The 18,809-nt window shown below is 58.5% G+C and carries 18 protein-coding genes and 1 tRNA gene; 7 read left to right on the forward strand and 12 right to left on the reverse strand.

Features of this window, described 5'->3' with window-relative positions; genetic code table 11:
- Nucleotides 1-86: 86 nt before the first annotated feature.
- The 5 genes from IE038_RS20585 to dapA all read right to left on the reverse strand — a co-directional run bounded on the left by IE038_RS20585 (nt 87) and on the right by dapA (nt 3,780).
- Nucleotides 87-176, reverse strand: a tRNA-Ser gene (locus IE038_RS20585).
- A 93-nt stretch (nt 177-269) separates the two neighbouring features.
- Complete coding sequence (gene purC / locus IE038_RS20590; RefSeq protein WP_163936890.1) at nt 270-980, reverse strand: phosphoribosylaminoimidazolesuccinocarboxamide synthase; 711 nt, start codon at nt 978-980, stop codon at nt 270-272.
- Nucleotides 981-1,000: 20 nt separating this feature from the next.
- On the reverse strand, nt 1,001-1,768 hold the full coding sequence (locus IE038_RS20595; RefSeq protein ID WP_163936893.1) for an MBL fold metallo-hydrolase: 768 nt from the start codon (nt 1,766-1,768) through the stop codon (nt 1,001-1,003).
- Nucleotides 1,769-2,884, reverse strand: a complete 1,116-nt coding sequence (gene bamC, locus IE038_RS20600) for an NlpB/DapX family lipoprotein (RefSeq protein ID WP_163936896.1) — start codon at nt 2,882-2,884, stop codon at nt 1,769-1,771.
- 17 nt (nt 2,885-2,901) lie between these two features.
- Entirely contained in the window at nt 2,902-3,780 is an 879-nt protein-coding gene (gene dapA / locus IE038_RS20605) for a 4-hydroxy-tetrahydrodipicolinate synthase (protein WP_065759616.1), read from the reverse strand.
- A gap of 262 nt (nt 3,781-4,042) precedes the next feature.
- Here dapA and IE038_RS20610 point away from each other — a divergent pair, with 262 nt between their 5' ends.
- Both IE038_RS20610 and IE038_RS20615 read left to right on the forward strand, forming a co-directional pair.
- Nucleotides 4,043-4,603 carry a glycine cleavage system transcriptional repressor gene (locus tag IE038_RS20610; RefSeq protein ID WP_163936899.1) on the forward strand — a complete coding sequence of 187 codons (561 nt, stop codon included), beginning with the start codon at nt 4,043-4,045 and terminating at the stop codon, nt 4,601-4,603.
- Between the two features lie 10 nt (nt 4,604-4,613).
- Nucleotides 4,614-5,087: a peroxiredoxin gene (locus IE038_RS20615; RefSeq protein ID WP_163936901.1), complete on the forward strand. Its 474-nt coding sequence runs from the start codon at nt 4,614-4,616 to the stop codon at nt 5,085-5,087.
- Between the two features lie 65 nt (nt 5,088-5,152).
- Here IE038_RS20615 and IE038_RS20620 read toward each other — a convergent pair whose 3' ends face one another.
- The gene (locus IE038_RS20620; RefSeq protein WP_163936904.1) at nt 5,153-6,223 is read right to left on the reverse strand and encodes an AI-2E family transporter; all 1,071 of its coding nucleotides are present in this window, start codon (nt 6,221-6,223) and stop codon (nt 5,153-5,155) included.
- A 26-nt stretch (nt 6,224-6,249) separates the two neighbouring features.
- Nucleotides 6,250-6,489, reverse strand: a complete 240-nt coding sequence (locus IE038_RS20625; protein ID WP_163936907.1) for a sulfurtransferase TusA family protein — start codon at nt 6,487-6,489, stop codon at nt 6,250-6,252.
- A 124-nt stretch (nt 6,490-6,613) separates the two neighbouring features.
- Between IE038_RS20625 and IE038_RS20630 the strand changes: the two genes are divergently transcribed.
- Nucleotides 6,614-8,047 carry a M48 family metalloprotease gene (locus IE038_RS20630; protein ID WP_189396203.1) on the forward strand — a complete coding sequence of 478 codons (1,434 nt, stop codon included), beginning with the start codon at nt 6,614-6,616 and terminating at the stop codon, nt 8,045-8,047.
- Between the two features lie 72 nt (nt 8,048-8,119).
- Here the strand turns inward: IE038_RS20630 and nadA are convergent, their stop codons facing one another.
- From nadA to IE038_RS20655, 5 genes are all read right to left on the reverse strand, one after another.
- Nucleotides 8,120-9,178, reverse strand: a complete 1,059-nt coding sequence (nadA, locus tag IE038_RS20635; RefSeq protein WP_163936910.1) for a quinolinate synthase NadA — start codon at nt 9,176-9,178, stop codon at nt 8,120-8,122.
- 246 nt (nt 9,179-9,424) lie between these two features.
- Complete coding sequence (locus IE038_RS20640) at nt 9,425-10,924, reverse strand: YdgA family protein (protein ID WP_189396204.1); 1,500 nt, start codon at nt 10,922-10,924, stop codon at nt 9,425-9,427.
- Between the two features lie 152 nt (nt 10,925-11,076).
- Entirely contained in the window at nt 11,077-11,874 is a 798-nt protein-coding gene (locus tag IE038_RS20645; RefSeq protein WP_229775707.1) for a hypothetical protein, read from the reverse strand.
- A 76-nt stretch (nt 11,875-11,950) separates the two neighbouring features.
- Nucleotides 11,951-12,400, reverse strand: coding sequence for a hypothetical protein (locus tag IE038_RS20650; RefSeq protein ID WP_163937383.1), 450 nt, complete (start codon nt 12,398-12,400; stop codon nt 11,951-11,953).
- Nucleotides 12,401-12,534: 134 nt separating this feature from the next.
- Nucleotides 12,535-13,365 (reverse strand): hypothetical protein, encoded by an 831-nt coding sequence (locus IE038_RS20655; RefSeq protein ID WP_229775708.1) that lies wholly within the window; start codon nt 13,363-13,365, stop codon nt 12,535-12,537.
- A 458-nt stretch (nt 13,366-13,823) separates the two neighbouring features.
- Here IE038_RS20655 and IE038_RS20660 point away from each other — a divergent pair, with 458 nt between their 5' ends.
- From IE038_RS20660 to IE038_RS20675, 4 genes are read left to right on the forward strand one after another with little or no spacing between them, the layout of a single operon-like run.
- A complete protein-coding gene (locus IE038_RS20660) occupies nt 13,824-14,561 on the forward strand; it encodes an ABC transporter ATP-binding protein (RefSeq protein WP_308425309.1) in 738 nt (245 codons plus the stop codon).
- Nucleotides 14,554-15,762: an ABC transporter permease gene (locus IE038_RS20665; protein WP_163937392.1), complete on the forward strand. Its 1,209-nt coding sequence runs from the start codon at nt 14,554-14,556 to the stop codon at nt 15,760-15,762. The genes IE038_RS20660 and IE038_RS20665 overlap by 8 nt, the downstream gene beginning before the upstream one ends.
- The gene (locus tag IE038_RS20670) at nt 15,755-17,254 is read left to right on the forward strand and encodes a TolC family protein (RefSeq protein WP_163937386.1); all 1,500 of its coding nucleotides are present in this window, start codon (nt 15,755-15,757) and stop codon (nt 17,252-17,254) included. The genes IE038_RS20665 and IE038_RS20670 overlap by 8 nt, the downstream gene beginning before the upstream one ends.
- Nucleotides 17,247-18,533 carry an efflux RND transporter periplasmic adaptor subunit gene (locus IE038_RS20675; protein WP_163937389.1) on the forward strand — a complete coding sequence of 429 codons (1,287 nt, stop codon included), beginning with the start codon at nt 17,247-17,249 and terminating at the stop codon, nt 18,531-18,533. Before IE038_RS20670 ends, IE038_RS20675 begins: the two co-directional genes overlap by 8 nt.
- The last annotated feature ends 276 nt before the right edge of the window (nt 18,534-18,809 follow it).

Consider the following 18,809-nt stretch of genomic DNA (forward strand, 5'->3'; position numbering starts at 1 on the left):
ACTGTAGCGGCCTGAAAAGCCAACACCCCAAAGCACAAAACCCCTGAAAGCGTTAACACTTTCAGGGGTTTCGCGTACTTCATGTATGGCGGAGAGATAGGGATTTGAACCCTAGGTACTGTTGCCAGTACAACGGATTTCGAATCCGTCCCGTTCGGCCACTCCGGCATCTCTCCAGTGGCGCGCATGATACCAGCAGATTGCCAAAAGGCAAAGCGCCTTGCGAAAAAAATTCGCGTGGTATCAGGCGCTTGCGTTAAAACGCCAGCTTACAGCGGTACGCCCAGGCGCTTGGCCACTTCTTCGTAGGCTTCGATGACGTCACCGAGGCCCTGACGGAAGCGGTCCTTGTCCATCTTCTTGCGGGTTTCCTTGTCCCACAGGCGGCAACCATCCGGGCTGAACTCGTCGCCCAGCACGATTTCGCCGTGGAATACACCGAACTCCAGCTTGAAGTCCACCAGCAGCAGGCCAGCGTCGTCGAAGAGCTTGGTCAGCACTTCATTGACCTTCAGCGACAGCGCTTTCATCTTCGCCAGTTGCTCGGAAGTACCCCAGCCGAACGCAACAACGTGGGATTCGTTGATGAACGGATCGCCCTTCTCGTCGTTTTTCAGGAACAGTTCGAAGGTCGAAGGCTCCAGCTTGATGCCTTCCTCAACGCCCAGACGCTTGACCAGGCTGCCAGCAGCATAGTTGCGCACGACGCACTCGACCGGAATCATGTCGAGCTTCTTGACCAGGCACTCGTTGTCACCCAGCAGTTTGTCGAATTGAGTCGGGATGCCCGCCTCTTCGAGTTTCTGCATGATGAAGGCGTTGAACTTGTTGTTCACCATGCCTTTGCGGTCGAGCTGTTCGATACGCTTGCCGTCGAACGCCGAAGTGTCGTTGCGAAACAGCAGGATCAAGCGGTCAGCGTCATCGGTCTTGTAAACCGACTTGGCTTTGCCGCGGTAGAGTTCTTCACGTTTTTCCATGATGGGCTCCGCTTGCTAAGTTAGATGGGCCGGGCGATTTCGCGCCAGTCGAGCCCTGAATCCTGATTGGCCACCTGTAGCCAGCCCGGGTCGCACCCCAAGGCGTCGACAAAACACTGCCGGGCCAGCTGTGGCTGGTTGTTCTTGCTACTGAGGTGGGCCAGCACCAGATGCTGCAGCTTGTGCCAACCCAACTCGGCCACCAGGCGCGCGGCCTGATGGTTGTTCAAATGTCCTAGATCACCCCCCACCCGCTGCTTGAGGAAATAGGGGTAATGCCCTCTCGCCAGCAGATCACGGCAGTGATTGGCCTCGATCAACAAGGCGTCCAGATCCTGATAGTGAGCCAACAGCCGATCATCATACGAACCCAGGTCGGTCAGTACACCCAACCGCCGATGACCGTCACTGAACACATACTGCAGCGGCTCCTGCGCATCGTGCGCAACAGCAACCGCGGTAATACTCAAGCTTCCCACCTGCAACCGTTCGTCACCTGCCAGGAAGCCTGCGGCCTCGACAGGCTTGCGCATCCCGCGCAGCGTCCCGCGACTGAGGTAGACCGGTAGATTGTAGCGCCGCGCCAGCAAACCAACCCCATGAACATGATCCGCATGCTCATGGGTAACGACGATGGCGTTCAATTGACCTGGCGCTACACCAAGCAGCGCCAGGCGCCGCTCGGTTTCCCGCAGGGAAAAGCCACAATCGACCAGCACACAGGTATCGTCACTGGCGATCAGCGTACCATTGCCCTGGCTACCGCTTCCTAGTACGGCGAAGCGCACTTAACCCAGGTTGTCCTGAATGACACTCAACACACGGCGAGCGACATCGGCTGGCGCGACGGTGTTGATGTTTTTCTCGACCGTTACCTGGACACTGTCACCCACCTTGCTCAGGCGAACCTGATAACGCTCGGCACGGGCTTCGCGCTCTTCCTTGCTCGGTTCACTGCCGAACAGCTTGCCGAAGAAGCCAGGCTCCTGGTCATGCTTTTCAGCCTTCTCGGCCAGGTTGATGTAGTAAAGACCCAGGCTGCGGTTGATGTCCTCGACACGCCACTCGCCGTGCTCCAAGGCACGACCTACGCTGGACCAGGCGCGATCGAGATCGGCACCCAGGTTCAACACCGGGTTGCCGCTGCCATCTTCGCTCAGGCTGACACGGCTAGGTGCATCGAAGTCACGAGCAGCAAGCAACGAGACGGAACCGCCCTTCTCGGCGCTACGGGTCATGCTGGCGAGCATTTCATCGACCAGCAGGGCATCGGCGGCGGTATTGACGGAACGCGCCGGGAAATCAACCTCGGCGGTGCTGCCGGCCGGACGCTCAGCAGTCACCACATAGACTTCACTGGTGCCCCGCTGTACACCCGGCTCGATGCGGACACGCGCACGCATTTCACTGTCACTGCTGGTGGCGGTGCTTGCCAGGCGCTTGGCCATTGAGGCCGACAGCTCGTCGGAACGCTGCCAGGTGGTCGTGAACTCACCGGTTTGCGGACGCTCTTCGGCAATACGGAAACCGTTGTCTTCAAAGAACTGACGAGCCACTGGCCAGACTTCAGCCGGTGCACGCTGGGCCAGTACCCAACGCGAGTTGCCACTCTTCTGCAGGCTGAAATCGCTGGCTTCACCCGCCGTCGACAACGGCAGCGGACGCGGCACTTCGAACTCGCCCTTGGCACTGCCGTCCGCGACATTACGCGGGATCGGCAGCAGCGGGTCGAGACGCTTGGCACTGCTGATATCCGGTGGCAGTTGCATCGGCGGCTTCTGGGTAGCCTCCAGATAATCGCTGCCACGGTCACGGAAGTAACCGTCTTCGCCCCACAGCCAGCCGCACCCGCTGGTACTGGAGATAATCAAGGCAAGGGCGGAAAGACCAGCCAATCGCTTCATGCGGTGTACTTCCTCAGTTAAACCAGTACGCCGGACTGGCGCATGGCCTGCCGCAGCGTTTCATGACAAGGTTCGCTCAGCCAGGTCAGCGGCAGGCGAATGCCTTTGTGCATCAGGCCCATTTCCACCAACGCCCACTTCACCGGGATCGGGTTGGCTTCGATGAACAGGTCTCTGTGCAGCGGCATCAGTTTTTCGTTGATGGCACGGGCCGTTTCGGCATCGCCTTTGAGGGCGGCTTCACACAGGTCGGCCATTTCGCGCGGTGCAACGTTGGCGGTTACCGAAATATTGCCTTTGCCGCCCATCAGGATCAGCTCAACGGCCGTTGGATCATCGCCGGACAGGACGATGAAGTCCTTGCTGACGCCATCCAGGATGGCCTTGGCGCGCTTCAGGTCGCCTGTGGCTTCCTTGATGCCGATGATGTTCGGTACGGTCGACAGGCGAATGACGGTCTCGGCCTGCATGTCGCAGGACGTGCGGCCTGGCACGTTGTAGAGAATCTGCGGGATGTCTACGGCTTCAGCGATATGCTTGAAGTGCTGGTACAAGCCTTCCTGGGTCGGCTTGTTGTAGTACGGCACCACCAGCAGGCAGGCATCAGCGCCTGCGTTCTTGGCGTTGCGTGTCAGCTCGACCGCTTCACGCGTCGAGTTGGCGCCGGTGCCAGCGATCACCGGGATACGCCCGTTGACCTGTTTGACCACAGCCTCAATCACTTTGATGTGTTCTTCGACATCAAGGGTCGCAGACTCGCCGGTGGTACCGACGGCAACGATGGCATGAGTACCGTTTTTCAGGTGAAAGTCCACGAGTTTGCTGAGGCTGTCCCAGTCAAGACGCCCTTGTGCATCCATGGGTGTGACCAATGCCACCATACTGCCCGCAATCATGAAACTGCTCCTGCCGGAAAAAGAGAGCGGTAATGGTACTGGCGCCATCGGGCTTGCACAAGCGAAGCAGGTAGGCGGAGCATTCCCCTCGGCAGCAGTTTTCGCTACCCTTCCCTCTTTGATCGGTACGCAGCAGCCCCCTGGCTTGCTGATGATGCACCTCGGCTGCGCCCTGACCCTCGATTCTGAGCGGTGGAACTGTAATAAAGCACAGCCTCTTGCCACGTCACGTACCGACCGCTCATCGCTTTAGGAATGCTGCATGTCCACCCCCACTGTTCGCGAACAATTCCTTGTCATCAGCGCCCTGGGCCCAAATCCCATGGAACTGACCAACATCCTGTGCCGTACCAGCAACGACAACCGTTGCTCCGTCGTAACCTCGCGCCTGACACGCCACGGGGAATGCAGCGCACTGGTGCTCCAGGTATCGGGCAGCTGGGACGCGCTGGCGCGACTCGAGGCTGCACTTCCAAGCCTGGCCAAGAAGCACAGCTTCACGGTCAATGTCGTGCGCAGCGCGGGCCTGGAGGTTCGTCCACTGTCCCTGCCGTATGTCGCCTACATCAGTGCCGCCTATCGCCCCGATATCATCAATGAGCTGTGCCAGTTCTTCATCGACCACCGGGTCGAACTGGAGAACCTGACCTGCGATACCTATCAGGCACCGCAAACCGGCGGCACCATGCTCAACGCCACGTTCACCGTGACGCTGCCTGCCGGTACACAGATCAGCTGGCTGCGCGATCAGTTCCTGGACTTCGCCGACGCACTCAACCTGGATGCGCTGATCGAACCCTGGCGCCCACAAAACCCCATGTAAGGAATGCACCATGGCTGTTGAACTCGATCAATCGGTCCCCGCTTTCCAGGCCGAGGCCACCAGCGGCAAGCAGATCAGCCTGGAAGCCCTCAAAGGCCGCCAGGTCGTGCTGTACTTCTACCCCAAGGACAGCACCCCTGGCTGCACCACCGAAGGCCAGGGTTTTCGGGATCACTATGCGGCCTTCCAGGCGACCGACACCGAGGTGTTTGGCGTTTCCCGCGACAGCTTGAAATCGCACGAGAACTTCAAGTGCAAGCAGGCGTTCCCGTTTGAGCTGATCAGCGACAAGGACGAGGCGTTGTGCCAACTGTTCGACGTGATCAAGCTGAAAAAGCTCTATGGCAAGGAATACCTGGGCGTAGACCGCAGTACCTTCCTGATCGACAAGGACGGTGTACTGCGCCAGGCGTGGCGTGGCGTGAAAGTACCGGGCCACGTTGAAGCCGTGTTGGCCCAAGCGCAGGCGTTGAGCAAGGCCTGACCGCTATCGTCGGCAAGGGCGGCTCCTGGTGGAGCTCGCCTTGCCGGTGATCACCCCGCCGGACGCTACAGCAATGGCGCCACAGGCGGTTCCCGACGAGGCCAGGCATCCAGTACTGCCTTGAACAGGGTCGCCAACGGAATGGCAAAGAAGATCCCCCAGAACCCCCACAGGCCACCGAACAGCAGCACGGCGCAGATGATTGCCACCGGGTGCAGGCTGACCGCTTCGGAGAACAGCAACGGCACCAACACGTTGCCGTCCAGCGCCTGAATGATCGCGTACACCGCCATCAGGTAAATGAACTGGTCTCCCCAGCCCCACTGGAACAAGGCGATCAAGGTCACCGGTACGGTTACCACCACCGCCCCGACATAGGGCACTACCACCGATAGACCGACCAGCAGCGCCAACAGCGCCGCATAGTTCAGCCCAAGGGCGACAAACGCGATGTAGGTCGCGACACCACAAATCAGGATCTCGATACCTTTACCGCGAATGTAGTTGGCGATCTGCCGATTCATGTCCTCCGCCACCCGAGTCATCAGGGCGCGCTCACGCGGCAGGTAGCCACTGACCCAGCGCGCAATCAGCTCACGGTCCTTGAGGAAAAAGAACACCAGGATTGGCACCAGCACCAGGTAGATCATGATATTGACCAGCAACGGCAGGCTGGACAACGAGAAGGTCAGCGCCCACTGACCGAACTTGCCGATCTCGCCACGCATGACTTCAATGGCCTGCAGCACCTGCTCGTCCGAGACCAGGTGCGGATAACGCTCTGGCAGCAGCAGCAACAACGACTGCCATTTGCCAAGCATGCCGGGCAGTTCGTTGAACAAGGTGATCAACTGATGCCACAGCAACGGCACCAGCACCAGCAGGAACACCGCCAGCGCCCCCATGAACAACGTAAACACCAGCGCCACGGCAATCTTGCTGGGGACCTTGAAGCGCTCCAGGGCATTGACCAGGCCCTGCATGAGAAACGCCAGGACCATGCCAGCCAACACGGGCGCGAGCATCCCGCCAAGGGTCAATATCGCGGCAAACGCCAGGAACAGCAGCACCGCCAGCACCACTGCCTCCTCATCGGAGAAATAGCGCTGCATCCAGTCGCGAAGCACTTTGAACATCGACAATCCTTAAATACGGGGAAAACTCAGGCTTTCTTCAACCAGTAGCTGAAAACCCCGGCCTCGGCCTTTTCGAGTAGCAGTGTGTGACCCGCCAATTGCGCAAAAGTGCGAAAATCACGTTGCGACCCCGCATCGGTGGCAATCACCTTGAGTACTTCGCCACTGGCCAGCCGATTCAGCTCCAGCTTGGCCTTGAGCAGCGGCAGCGGGCAGTTCAGGCCGCTGGCATCGAGCTCGGCATCACAGGGCAGGCTATCGGTCATCGGTTCTCTCCAGGCGGGTGCCCGGCAAAGGGCAACGATACAAACAAGCCCGGTAGAATACCGCCTCTGGTCGCAGACGTGCGAGCGGGCTACAGTAAGGTCTTTGTCGACCAGAGCTTAGTGCATGAATTTTTTGCGCCCTACCTTGCTGACGTTGGCCTGCCTGTTGGCGCTGCCGAGCCATGCTGACGACCTTCCGTCACTCGGCGACGCCAGCTCGGCCATCGTCTCACCGCAACAGGAACACCAACTGGGCCGCGCCTGGCTCAGCCTGCTGCGAGGCAATGTCGGCCAACTGTCCGACCCTCAGCTCAAGGACTACGTCGAAACCAGCGTCTACCGACTAGCCGAAACCAGCCAACTGCAGGACCGGCGCCTGGAGTTCATCCTGATCGACAGCAAGGAACTGAACGCCTTTGCTGCACCCGGCGGCATTGTCGGGGTCAACGGAGGCTTGTTCCTCAACGCCCAGAACGAAGGCGAATATGCCTCGGTACTTGCCCACGAACTGGCGCACTTGTCGCAGCGCCACTTTGCCCGTGGTGTTGAAGCCCAACAACGCATGCAACTGCCCATGATGGCCGCACTGCTGGCCGGGATCGTGGTTGCCGCTTCCGGTGCCGGGGACGCCGGTATTGCCGCCATCGCCGGTTCCCAGGCCGCAGCGATCCAGGAGCAGCGGCGCTTCTCCCGGCAGAACGAGCAAGAAGCTGACCGTATCGGCATCATCAACCTGGAAAAGGCTGGTTACGACCCACGGAACATGCCGAGCATGTTCGAGCGCCTGATGCGCCAGTACCGTTTCGACGCCAAGCCACCCGAGTTCCTGCTGACTCACCCGGTGACCGAGTCGCGTATTGCCGACACCCGAAACCGTGCCGAACAGGCACCTGCCGGCGGTACCGAGGACAGCCTGCGCTACCAACTGATGCGTTCCCGGGTGCAACTGACCTACGAGGGCACCCCAGGCCTTGCCGCCAAGCGCTTTCGCGCCATGCTTGAGGAAAACCCCAAGCTCGATGCCGCACGCTATGGCCTGGCCATCGCCCAGACCAAGGGTGGCCAACTGAACGAAGCCCGAGAAAACCTCAAGCCTCTGCTGGCCAAGGCGCCAAACGACATCACCTATAACCTGGCGCAAATCGACCTGGACATCACCAACAACCGACTGGCCGATGCAGAACAACGGGTGACGAAAATGCTCACCCTCTACCCTGGCAGCTACCCACTGCAGCAGGCACGGGCCGATGTACTGCTCAAGCTGAATCGTCCTGCCGACGCGGAAAAAGCGCTGGATGGCTTGCTGAAGAACCGTCCGGACGACCCGGATGTCTGGTATGAAGTGGCTGAAGCTCGGGGCCTGTCAGGCAACACGATTGGCCTGCACCAGGCCCGCGCAGAGTACTTTGCCCTGGTCGGTGACTACGACCAGGCTATCCAGCAGCTGGATTACGCCAAACGCCGTGCCGGCAATAACTTCCAGCTGGCATCGCGCCTCGATGCCCGGCAACGGGAAATGCTTGAGCAGCAACGGATGGTCAAGGAAATGATGCGCTAACCCGTGCTCGCCAGTAACAGGCGCCTACACCAGGTAGGCGCCGAGGTTACTGGCGATCAGCTCAAGCGCGTATCAGGCGTTGCCGGACAGTTTCATCCGTGCCGCCTGGGTGAAGTCCAGCATGCGCTTGAGCGGGCGAATGGCCTGCGGTATCAACGCGGCATCGACAAAAACCTCGTTAGTACCCTCACGCAAACACTGCAAGGTACGCTCCAGTGTGTTCATGGCCATCCATGGGCAGTGAGCGCAACTACGGCATGCCGCGCCATTACCGGCAGTAGGCGCCTCGATAAAGACCTTGTCCGGGCACAACTGCTGCATCTTGTAGAAGATGCCGCGATCGGTGGCGACGATAAAGGTTTTATTCGGCATGGACTGCGCGGCGGCGATCAGTTGGCTGGTGGAGCCAACTGCATCGGCGAGCTCGATCACAGCCTCAGGGGATTCAGGGTGAACCAGAATCGCTGCATCGGGGTACAGCGCTTTCATGTCCGCCAGTTGCCGCGACTTGAACTCTTCGTGAACGATGCAGGCACCGTCCCAGAGCAACATGTCGGCGCCGGTTTGCTTCTGGATGTAACGGCCTAGATGCTTGTCCGGGCCCCAGATGATGGTCTCGCCGTTATCCATGAGGCTTTCGACGATTTCCAGCGCACAACTGGACGTCACCACCCAGTCGGCCCGCGCCTTGACCGCAGCCGACGTATTGGCATAAACCACTACGGTACGTTCAGGGTGCTTGTCACAGAAGGCCGAGAACTCATCCACCGGGCAACCCAGATCAAGCGAACAGGTCGCTTCGAGGGTTGGCATCAGCACACGTTTCTCAGGGTTGAGAATCTTGGCCGTTTCGCCCATGAAGCGAACACCGGCAACGACGACCGTCTTGGCCGGGTGCTTGGTACCAAAGCGGGCCATTTCCAGCGAGTCAGAGACACAACCGCCCGTTTCTTCGGCGAGCGCCTGGATGACCGGGTCACAGTAGTAGTGAGCGACCAGGACCGCATCCTGTGCCTTGAGCTCAGCAGCGATGGCTGCACGGTAATGGGCTTCTTCTTCAGGTGTCAGTGGCTTGGATTGCTTGGCATCCAAGTGAGCTTGAACCAGAAGGCGTTCGGATATTTGCGTCATGTTCGGCAAGACCTGCAGGCGCTGATACGCGTAAGTCGAGTGTATCACCGAGCCCTGGCAAATCGGCTAAGGTTCCGTCAGCAAGTGCCCGAACGGCAGTTGCGGCAGGACCGGAGAGCCTCTGCGGCCTCGGCTTTATAGGATGCCGAAGGCTACAGATAATCGGATGAATTCTAAAGGTTTTTTTGGCCGCTAAAGGCCAAGGGCAGGCAGCCATAGCGTTGGCTACCCGCCCCTTGCATCACATCAACCGCCGATTTGCCCCATCGCACCGAGGTTGGCCATGACCAGCCCGGCGAACTCTTCGAGGGTCATTTTCTGCCCATTGAACTCCACCTGGCCATCGACATAGTTCAGGTTGGCAACAACATCACTGCCCTGGAGCTTGGCCAACTGCGTCTGCAGCGCCATCTGCCCGACCATTTCACTGGTCATCGACGCCTGCTGGGCAATCGCCTGGGTGTCGGTTTCACCCTGGAAAGCTGCCTGCAGAACAGCCAGATCAGCAATCATGGGCTTGGACACAGTCAGATTGCTCTTGAGCTGGGAGACCAATTGGCGACCCAACTGATCTGGTGGCAGTTCCAACGAGGTCGGCTTGTTCAACTCAACCGCCAGGCTGAAACGGCTCTCACCGTTAGCGGTCTTGAACGACAGGTCTTCCAACGCAACCTGTGGCTTGGCCGCGAGCATCTTCAGAACATCCTCGCGTACCTTCGCTTCTTCTTCAGGGCTCATCGCCAACTGAGGCATGGACTGCCCCTCGGCAGCGGCCTGCTGAATCTCAGGCAGATGGCTTTCATACCAGCTCATCAGCGACTGCAGCGCAGGAATGTCCAGGCTCTTCACACTCATGACCATCTGAGCACTGCCGACCGACTTGCCTTCGTAGCTGATGTCACCCACCTTGTAGGTCAGTCGGCCGGACATTTTGTCGCCTTCAGCGCGGTAATCGTTGCGCTGCTCAAGTGCCTTGAGCAACAACGTCGACTGCTGATCGCCGAACACGAACTGACTGCTGGCCAGCCCGAAGTCAACCTGGCCGACATAGAAGCCATAGGTGGTCTTGGTCAGGTCGCCCGTAATGTTCATGCCATTGAGGTCGATCTTGACCGGTGCAGTGTCGGGCGACACCAGCGTCATGGCGAGGCTGCCCATGGTGCCATTGACCTTGACCTTCTCGGCATCGGCACTGCTGTCGACATCCAGGTTAAAGCCAGAGAATTTCACCACCGAGCCGTCGTCACCGGTAACGTCCAGTGGCAACAGCTTCATGCTGCCCTGAACCGAACGGTCATAACCCAGGCTGACCTGGCCCTGCAGCGGCGCGACATCCTTGGCCGCAGCAAACCATTTGGCCGTACCTTCAGTTTTCTCCAGCGCATAGTTGCTGGTTGCCATGACCGGCATCAGTTTGAAGGCTTTCAAACGCGACCATGGCAGCGGACCGTGCTCGATGCGATCAACGAAATTCAACTCAAGGCTCACCGACTCGTCGCCGGCATCCAGGTTTGCAACCTTCACACGGTAACGGGCGGTACTGGTGTAAAAGTGCTGCTCCAACGAAACCAACTCGATGCTGGCACTGGCGCCAGTGCCAAGCAATGCCTTCTGGGCCTGCTCGTTACTTTGCGCAATAGAGGCCTTCAAGGCGTCAGGCAACTGCTTGCCGGTGTACCAGGTACCTGCGCTAGTCAAGGCCGCGAGTACCGCAAGACCGGAAAGTACGCCTACTGATTTCTTCATGAACTGACCCGAACGATATCCATAATTGGGGAGGTATGACTGTTCAGCCAAACCCGCGTGTCGCAATGACACGCGTTGACCGAAGGTGCGAAGAATATCACTTCGCTCGCCCTTTCCCCCAGTACTTCACCCGGCGCATGAAGCGCTTCACACTATTCGGGGTTCGTACTGTTCAAGACGCCCTTGCGGCCATCCGGGCTTTCCACAAGCCACTGCTCAAGTAAACCGCTCAGGTTCATGCCGTTGCCCTCGGCCTGATGAGTGATGTAGTTGAAACCACTGTCAATCCATCCCTGCAGCTGGCTCACATAGGTATCGGGGTACTGCGCCTGCTCAATAGCCGGTAGTCCCTCATAATGCTCAAGGACGTCCATGAAAAACCCGGTAAGTTTGCCGGTGCTGTTGTACTCAACATCCGATTTTGCCAGCACCATCCGGCGCCAAGCTTCCTCCTGCTCATGAGCCTCATAAAATGCGGCAAGCCGCTCATTGACCGTGAAAGCACCACTGTCGTCATAGGTAATCAAAGCCAACTGATCTCGTGACATGCCCGCAAAAGGATTGGTGCCGGTACGGGAACCATATATCCGCCCATTGACGAAGTCAGTCGCATCTTTGGCCCGCGTCAGTAACTCCGGGTCGTCACTGCCTGGCAGCTCCGCGTCATGCTTCGCCTTGTTAAAGAGATAACTGTCACCCAAAATTTCATTCAACCGCGTTTTCGCGACCTCGCCTAGCGCCTTGCGATCAAGTTCGGCATCACGCGCCTCGGCACGAGCAGCCGCCTCGCTGAGCTGCCGAGCCAGAGTAGACACCGTACTTGCATCACTCGCTGCTGGGATGACCGCAGCCGAGCAGGTTATGTCGTCGGTGCTAATAGGCAGGCTTGGACTGGCCCGGGCAAGCACACTTGTACCGAAAAAGGATGTATACCCTGTAACGCCGACCATGACGGTCCTCCCTTGACTGACAAATAGGTCTTGCAAGAAAAATGGCCCGCTAATACAGCACCGGCCATGGAGATGACTACTTCATTGCAAACTCTACCGACCACTCATGACTTGTGAAATTGGTAGAGGTGATAGTCGCAGTACACGTGGCGCCACCACTGGGGGTGGACGTTTTATTCCAGGACGGCACCTTGATACCGCTTGAGTTGTACGTATTTACATACGTCGTGGTAAACGCACAGGTCTTACCGCCAATTTTGTAGCGGACAGCAGCGAAATTTGTATCAGGAGAAATATTGCTTTGAACCGTATAACTGCTAGCCCCTCCGGCAGGCACTATAGCGATCGGTTTTGGTGATGCATTTACATTGGTACTGGCTTCATTTGAAGTCTCGATAGTGTATGAGGCATTAGCAGTCGCGTTATTTTTAAAGGTCACCATGACCTTAGGCCCAGCATGCGCCGAACCTGCGGCGAACAGTGCAACAACAGAACACAGGACAAGCAGTGTTTTATGTATAGTCATAACTTACGTCTTCCATGGGATTGAACAGGCATAATTAAATTGCAGCAACACCCCTTGGATGCACTCCAAATAGCAATGCAGGGCTTACGGTTTTTCGATAAACCTGACTGACGGCGCCTGATTGCGCTGTGCACTCAACTGCGTTTGCTCGCAGCCTCATCACCCGCTCTAGCGGACAGGTAATCCGTTGCATCATTTTGTTGTGAGGACGCGGAAGTCATCCATTCGTCGAGCAACCCGACCAAGGTCGTGCCCTTGCCCTCCGCCTGGTGAGTGATGTAGTTGAAACCGCTGTCAATCCATCCCTGCAGCTGGCTCACATAATTGCCAGGGTATTGTGCCTGCTCGATAGCCGGCAGCCCTTCATAGTGCTCAAGTACCTCCGTGAAAAAATCGGTGAGCTTGCCGGTACTGTTATATTCAGCGTCACCTTTTGCCAGCACCATCCGGCGCCATTCGTACTCCTGCTCCTGGGTTTCGTACAGTGCTGCGCGTCGCTCATTGACCGTGAAAGCACCGCTATCGTCATAGGCAATCAGAGCCAGTTGATCTCGTGACATGCCCTCGAAAGGATTCTTGCCAACGATGTTGGAGCCTGGGTAACGACTGTTGACGAAATCGGTTGCCTGCCTGGCCCGTTCCAGCAGTTCTGGGTCATCACTGTTCGGCAGTTCCGCATCGTGCCGAGCCTTGTTGAGTGTGTAGCTCACACCCGATATTTGATTCAACAGTACTTTCGCCGCCTCACCCAGTGCCTTGTAATCAAGCCCAGCATCGCGCGCCTCGGCACGAACAGCCGCCTCGCTGAGCTGCCGAGCCAGAGTAGACACCGTACTTGCATCACTGGCGGCCGGGATGACCGCAACGGAACGGGTTGTGTCGTCGGTGCCAACGGGCTGGCTCGGGCTCGCCCGGTTCAGCACACTGGTACTGGAAAAAGATGTATACCCTGTAACGCCAACCATGGCGGCCCTCCATGCGTATTTATTTAACGCGAAGCGATCCATCGACACAGACATGCCATCGGTTTATCACACGTGCACACGCACAATAAGCCTTGAAATAAACCAACCACATTCAAACGCTGCTTTATGGCGCCATTCACAGCCGTGAAGAACCTTGTCGCACCTGCTATTTTCGGTGTAACCGACGGCAATTCTTAGTCGGCACGACAAATAACGTCAACCCTTTTTCACGAACAACACCCGTCCATACCCAAAGCAAATTTTCGAACATCAGAATATTCATACAAACAACAAGGTGCACAATAAACACCGAACACCCAGCAAAATCGAGACACCACATATAAGCAGTTAAAACCGTGCTAACTTTTGAACAACTCCAATCACCACCCTTCAACACTTCGTTTATTGCCTGCCCCCTAAGAGCCATAGAAAAATAGGCTCACTCGATGGAGCTGGCCGTGCCAAACACAGGAAACAACCACACAACCGCCTTGCCTGGGGATAACCTTCTACAACTGGAAGGTATCAGCCACACCTACCCCACAACGGTGGGGAGCCGATCCACGCTTCACAACGTGTCGCTGTCCGTCATGCGAGGACAAAGCTGCGCAATTGTCGGCGCTTCCGGTTCAGGGAAAAGCACACTGCTCAATATCATTGGCCTGCTTGACCAACCAACGTCCGGTCGCCTTTTACTCGACGGCCAGGACATGACCCGCGCCACGGCGCACATCCGTGCCCAAACACGCAACCAGCGCATCGGGTTTGTGTTCCAGAGCTTCAACCTGCTCCCGCGCCTCAGCGCACTGGAAAACGTGGCACTGCCCCTGCTCTATCGGGGGTATGGGCACACAGAGGCACAGCGTCTCGCCTTACAGGAAGTCACGCGTGTCGGCCTGGTCAATCGCGCCCATCATCGCCCGGCCGAACTGTCCGGCGGACAACGCCAGCGTATAGCGATCGCTCGGGCCTTGGTCGGCCACCCCGATCTGATTCTGGCCGACGAACCCACTGGCAACCTCGACAGCAACACCGCCGGGGAAGTGCTCGCGCTGTTACAGGCCTTGAATCGAGAACAGGGCGTCACCCTCGTGATCGTCACCCACGACGAATCACTGGCCCAGACACTGCAGCGCTGCCTACTGGTCAAAGACGGGCATCTGCTTGAACGGTATCCGAACCCAGTACATGCCTGACGCACAGCCACACCGCTACGGGCCATCACTGCGCCAAACACTGAGCGACCCCCTGAGCAGCCTGCGCCTGCTTGGGCGTCGCGCACTGCTGGCCCTGCTAGGGATCGCGGCAGGTTGCGCCGCCGTCGTCGCGCTGCTGAACATAGGCCACAACGCGGCCCACGAAGCCATCCGCACATTCAAGGGCCTGGGTAGCGAGGTAATGGTAGGCAGCTTCACCGCCACACCTGGTACGGTCACGCGTCCTGCACCTGCCACATTGGACACCCAGCACGTAAAACAAGCCGTCCCGGGCCTTCGTGAAATCGCGCCAGCCATCCTCTACTCGGCGACTGTCCGCGCAGCCGGCCAAGCCTATCCCTTGAGCGTCATCGGAACCTCCCACGAACTGGAAGGTGTATTAGGCCTCCGGCTCCGTCACGGCAGATTCCTCTCCCCTTACGATCAGCAGAGCACCTACGCGGTCCTGGGCGCACAGGCAGCCAGAGCCCTGAACGTAGGCAGCGTGAGCAATCAGGGTCCCGTAGCGATTGAGGGCTACCTGTTTGAGATCATCGGCATCCTGGCCGACCATGGGCACAACCCACTGATCCCCATTCCCGTGGACGAGGCGATCCTACTGCCTATCGAGGGGATGAGACGGATCACTCCAACGCCCGAGATCACCAGCATCATCGCCAGGGGGCGGCAGAGTGAGCGCCTGGCTGAAGATGCCGAGACGCTGCGTGATTACCTGGCGCCCAAGGCGCCAGGCCACACCGTACAAGTGCAAATTCCCCAGCAGTTGCTGGACGGGCTGGAGCGCCAAGCCCGGACGTTTTCCTACCTGCTCCTCGGGCTGGCCAGCATTTCACTACTAGTCGGTGGTGTGGGCATCATGAACGTGATGGTCATGAACGTGTCCGAACGGCGGCAAGAGATCGGCATACGCATGGCAATCGGCGCCCGACCACGCGATATCGCCAGCCTCTTCCTACTGGAGGCCATGGCATTGGCCGTGGTCGGCGCGTTGGCTGGCGCCCTGCTCGGCGTGGCCGCAGCCTGGATGTTTGTGAGGCTATCGGGGTGGTCGTTTTCGCTCTCAATGACCTCGCTGCCGCTGGGCATCGCCAGCTCGCTATTGAGCACACTGTTCTTCGGCCTCCATCCAGCACGGAGTGCGGCCAACCTGCAACCGGTGACGGCGCTGCGTGATGACTGATCCATGCGCACGTCCCAACGCTGCGACCCGTTATCTGTTGATTGGCATGATCTACCTGCTGCTGGTCACGACAAACGCGTGCGCCGAACGCCTGACACCCGCCCAGGCCAGCCGCCCCGGCAAGAGCCTGTTTGCGAATGAACACACGGTAGCGCTGGCCTTGAGCGATGCGGTGCTGCTAGGTCTGCGTAACAATCACGCCATCCGTAGCGCGTACTTCGAGCGCATCGTGCAGAAATTCGACTTGCGCGTGGAAAAAGACCGCTTCACGCCAAAACTGGTGCTAAGCAGCCGCCACCTGGCCACGCGCAACCAGGATGACCACTACCGGCAAAACGAAGTCACCCCGTCAACCACAATGCTTGGCGAATATGGGACACAGTTCAGCCTGTCATGGCGTCATCACCTTACCCAGGCGAACCATGCTGGCCGCACACACAACGATGGCGCAACGCTCAGCGTCATCCAGCCCCTGCTCCGCGGCGCAGGGCGCGACGTAGCAACCGCCCCCATACGCTTGGCCGAACTGGCCGAGCAGGTCAATCGCCTCAACCTGAAAGCAACCGTCTCAAGCACAGTCACCCAGATCATCACCGCTTACCGCGAACTGCTGCGTGCACAAGAACAGTTGCGCATCGCCCGCGAAGCACTGGCGCGCTCACGCCAGCTACTGGATGCCAACAAGGTCATGATCGCCGCCGGGCGCATGGCCGAATTCGAACTCGTGCAGACCGAAGCGGATGTGGCGACACAGGAACTCGCGGTCGAAGAAGCCTCCAACCAACTCGACTCAAGCCGCCTTGAATTACTGCACCTGCTTGCGCTCGATCTGCAAACACCGGTACAGGCCATTGAACGCCTTGACGTGACACGCACGGAATTCGGGCTGGCCGACGCACTCGCGGTTGCACAGAACCGACAACCCGCCTACCTCGTCCAACGGATTGCAATCGAGCAAGCAGCTATCAACCTCACGGTGGCCCGAAACGAACGACGATGGGACCTATCGCTCATTGGTGCCGCCACCCAGGCCCGTAGCCACTACCCAGGAGAGCACGGCCATGAATCCCACCATACCTGGGAGGGCTATGCCGGTCTCCAGATCGAGATCCCCATTGGGGACCTGAGCCGACGCCAAGCTGAAATGCGTGCCCGAGTCAACGTCGAGACCCAGGACATTCGCCTCAGCGAGACGCGCCAGTTGCTCGAACGCGATGTCGGTGACGCCGTGCGCAACCTCGGCACCCGCTGGCGCCAGTATGAAATTGCCCAACGTGCGCGTGAGCTGTCACGCCGGAAACTCGACATCGAACGAGAGAAGCTGCAAGCCGGTCGCTCCAGTAATTTTCAGGTATTGAGTTTTGAAGCGGATCTGCGGACAGCAGAAAGCACACGCCTCAATGCCCTGATCGCCTATCTCAACACACAGGCCCAACTGGATCAGACATTGGGCACAACCTTGGAGAGCTGGGAAATTGCCCTCAATGACTAAGCACGCCCTGGTTCCCCGCACACATCAGACGCGGTACTGGCTGATCAGCGTATTGACCCTGCTCGCGCTGGCAGTCATGTTCGTGTACCCGGCCCGCCCCACAAGCACATCGCCTACACATGACTGGCTGCACGTTGAGCCAGGCACGCTCGAAAACCGACTCGGCCTTGTCGGGCGCCTGGAAGCTGCGACGACGTCGACACTTGCCGCGCCCTTTGATGGGTTAGTAAAAACAGTTTCCGTTACCGACGGCCAGCGTGTCGAATACAACCAGCGCCTGCTGACCCTCGACAGCTCACAACTGGACATTCAGTTACGCGAAGCGCTTGCCGCACAGCTCAAGGCTCAGCGCGCTCTCGAAGAGATACAGCATTGGCCACACAGCGGAGAAGTGGCCCGCGCTCAACGAACCGTGACCAATGCCCAATTGAGCCTGAACGACACACAGAACAAGCTCACCGATACCCGCCGCCTGTTCGATCGGGGCATTGTGGCCCGGATGGAAGTGGAAGCCCTCGAGCAACAAGCGCGCATGCAAACGCTCGACCTGGCAGCGTCACAGGCTGAACTGCGCGCCACACTCGAAAAGGGTAAAGGCGAACATCGACAGATCGCCGAAATGGAATGTGCCAACGCCCGATCACGCTATCAGGCGCTGGTTGCACTGCACGCTCAACGCGAGATCCGTGCACCATTCGCTGGGATCATCCTGCGCCCACGCAAGCAGGACGAAAACGCCACCACCACGATCCAGCAAGGCATGCGTGCCACTCAGGGCATGCCCTTGTTCGAGTTGGTGAGCCTTGAACACATTAACGCCGTGACCCGAATTGAAGAAGCAGACCTGCACCAGTTGAACGAAGGCATGCGTGTGCAGATCACGGGTGATGGTTTTCTCGGCATGACGCTGACAGGCAAGATTTCGGCCATCAGTGCACAGCGCCTGCCGTCCGAGATGCATGGAGCCGGCGCGAGCTACGGGGTCGTCGCGACCCTCGACCCACTGACTCAAGACCAACAGCAACGCGTGCGTCTCGGCATGAGTGCGCGACTGGCAATCGTGACCTATCACGCTGAAAACGCCATGGCGATACCGGTCTCAGCACTTGACCGTGATCATGAAGGGCGGACATTCGTACGCTACCAACAGCATCGTGAACAGATACCGCAGAAGGTTTTTGTCACCACCGGACGTGCTGTTCCTCAAGGCGTCGAAGTCTTTGGCCTTGCACCGGGCTACATTGGAATGCCCATAAGCCAGAACGGCACAGAGCACTAAAGTGCTACAGGCGAAGGAGGCGGCAGATACAGACACGGACGACCAACCTGTTCGGGGCCTCCTTGATTCAAACCCTATTCAACTGCTGACTTGGCGTTACTGGCCTCATCGTTTTTTTCACATCCGTTTCACTGATCCCCCACCTGCTACTTCCTACATTCCCGTCGCACGTTGGCCAACCGCAACTTAGCCAAGCAACGTTTTTTGCTCTAAGGAAATCCTGAAGAAGACTTCCCGAATCTGGTGAAATACGCCGATCCCGTTGCCCGAGTTTTC

Origin of the sequence: Pseudomonas laurentiana, from assembly GCF_014648275.1 — a bacterium.
In the GTDB taxonomy this organism is placed as follows: Bacteria; Pseudomonadota; Gammaproteobacteria; order Pseudomonadales; family Pseudomonadaceae; genus Aquipseudomonas; species Aquipseudomonas laurentiana.

Excerpts from the sequence above, each read along its gene's own strand:
- purC (WP_163936890.1), bottom strand. The coding sequence starts at position 980 with ATGGAAAAACGTGAAGAACTCTACCGCGGCAAAGCCAAGTCGGTTTAC.
- bamC (WP_163936896.1), bottom strand. The coding sequence starts at position 2,884 with ATGAAGCGATTGGCTGGTCTTTCCGCCCTTGCCTTGATTATCTCCAGT.
- dapA (WP_065759616.1), bottom strand. The coding sequence starts at position 3,780 with ATGATTGCGGGCAGTATGGTGGCATTGGTCACACCCATGGATGCACAA.
- IE038_RS20610 (WP_163936899.1), top strand. The coding sequence starts at position 4,043 with ATGTCCACCCCCACTGTTCGCGAACAATTCCTTGTCATCAGCGCCCTG.
- IE038_RS20615 (WP_163936901.1), top strand. The coding sequence starts at position 4,614 with ATGGCTGTTGAACTCGATCAATCGGTCCCCGCTTTCCAGGCCGAGGCC.
- IE038_RS20620 (WP_163936904.1), bottom strand. The coding sequence starts at position 6,223 with ATGTTCAAAGTGCTTCGCGACTGGATGCAGCGCTATTTCTCCGATGAG.
- IE038_RS20625 (WP_163936907.1), bottom strand. The coding sequence starts at position 6,489 with ATGACCGATAGCCTGCCCTGTGATGCCGAGCTCGATGCCAGCGGCCTG.
- IE038_RS20630 (WP_189396203.1), top strand. The coding sequence starts at position 6,614 with ATGAATTTTTTGCGCCCTACCTTGCTGACGTTGGCCTGCCTGTTGGCG.
- nadA (WP_163936910.1), bottom strand. The coding sequence starts at position 9,178 with ATGACGCAAATATCCGAACGCCTTCTGGTTCAAGCTCACTTGGATGCC.
- IE038_RS20640 (WP_189396204.1), bottom strand. The coding sequence starts at position 10,924 with ATGAAGAAATCAGTAGGCGTACTTTCCGGTCTTGCGGTACTCGCGGCC.
- IE038_RS20645 (WP_229775707.1), bottom strand. The coding sequence starts at position 11,874 with ATGGTCGGCGTTACAGGGTATACATCCTTTTTCGGTACAAGTGTGCTT.
- IE038_RS20650 (WP_163937383.1), bottom strand. The coding sequence starts at position 12,400 with ATGACTATACATAAAACACTGCTTGTCCTGTGTTCTGTTGTTGCACTG.
- IE038_RS20655 (WP_229775708.1), bottom strand. The coding sequence starts at position 13,365 with ATGGTTGGCGTTACAGGGTATACATCTTTTTCCAGTACCAGTGTGCTG.
- IE038_RS20665 (WP_163937392.1), top strand. The coding sequence starts at position 14,554 with ATGCCTGACGCACAGCCACACCGCTACGGGCCATCACTGCGCCAAACA.
- IE038_RS20670 (WP_163937386.1), top strand. The coding sequence starts at position 15,755 with ATGACTGATCCATGCGCACGTCCCAACGCTGCGACCCGTTATCTGTTG.
- IE038_RS20675 (WP_163937389.1), top strand. The coding sequence starts at position 17,247 with ATGACTAAGCACGCCCTGGTTCCCCGCACACATCAGACGCGGTACTGG.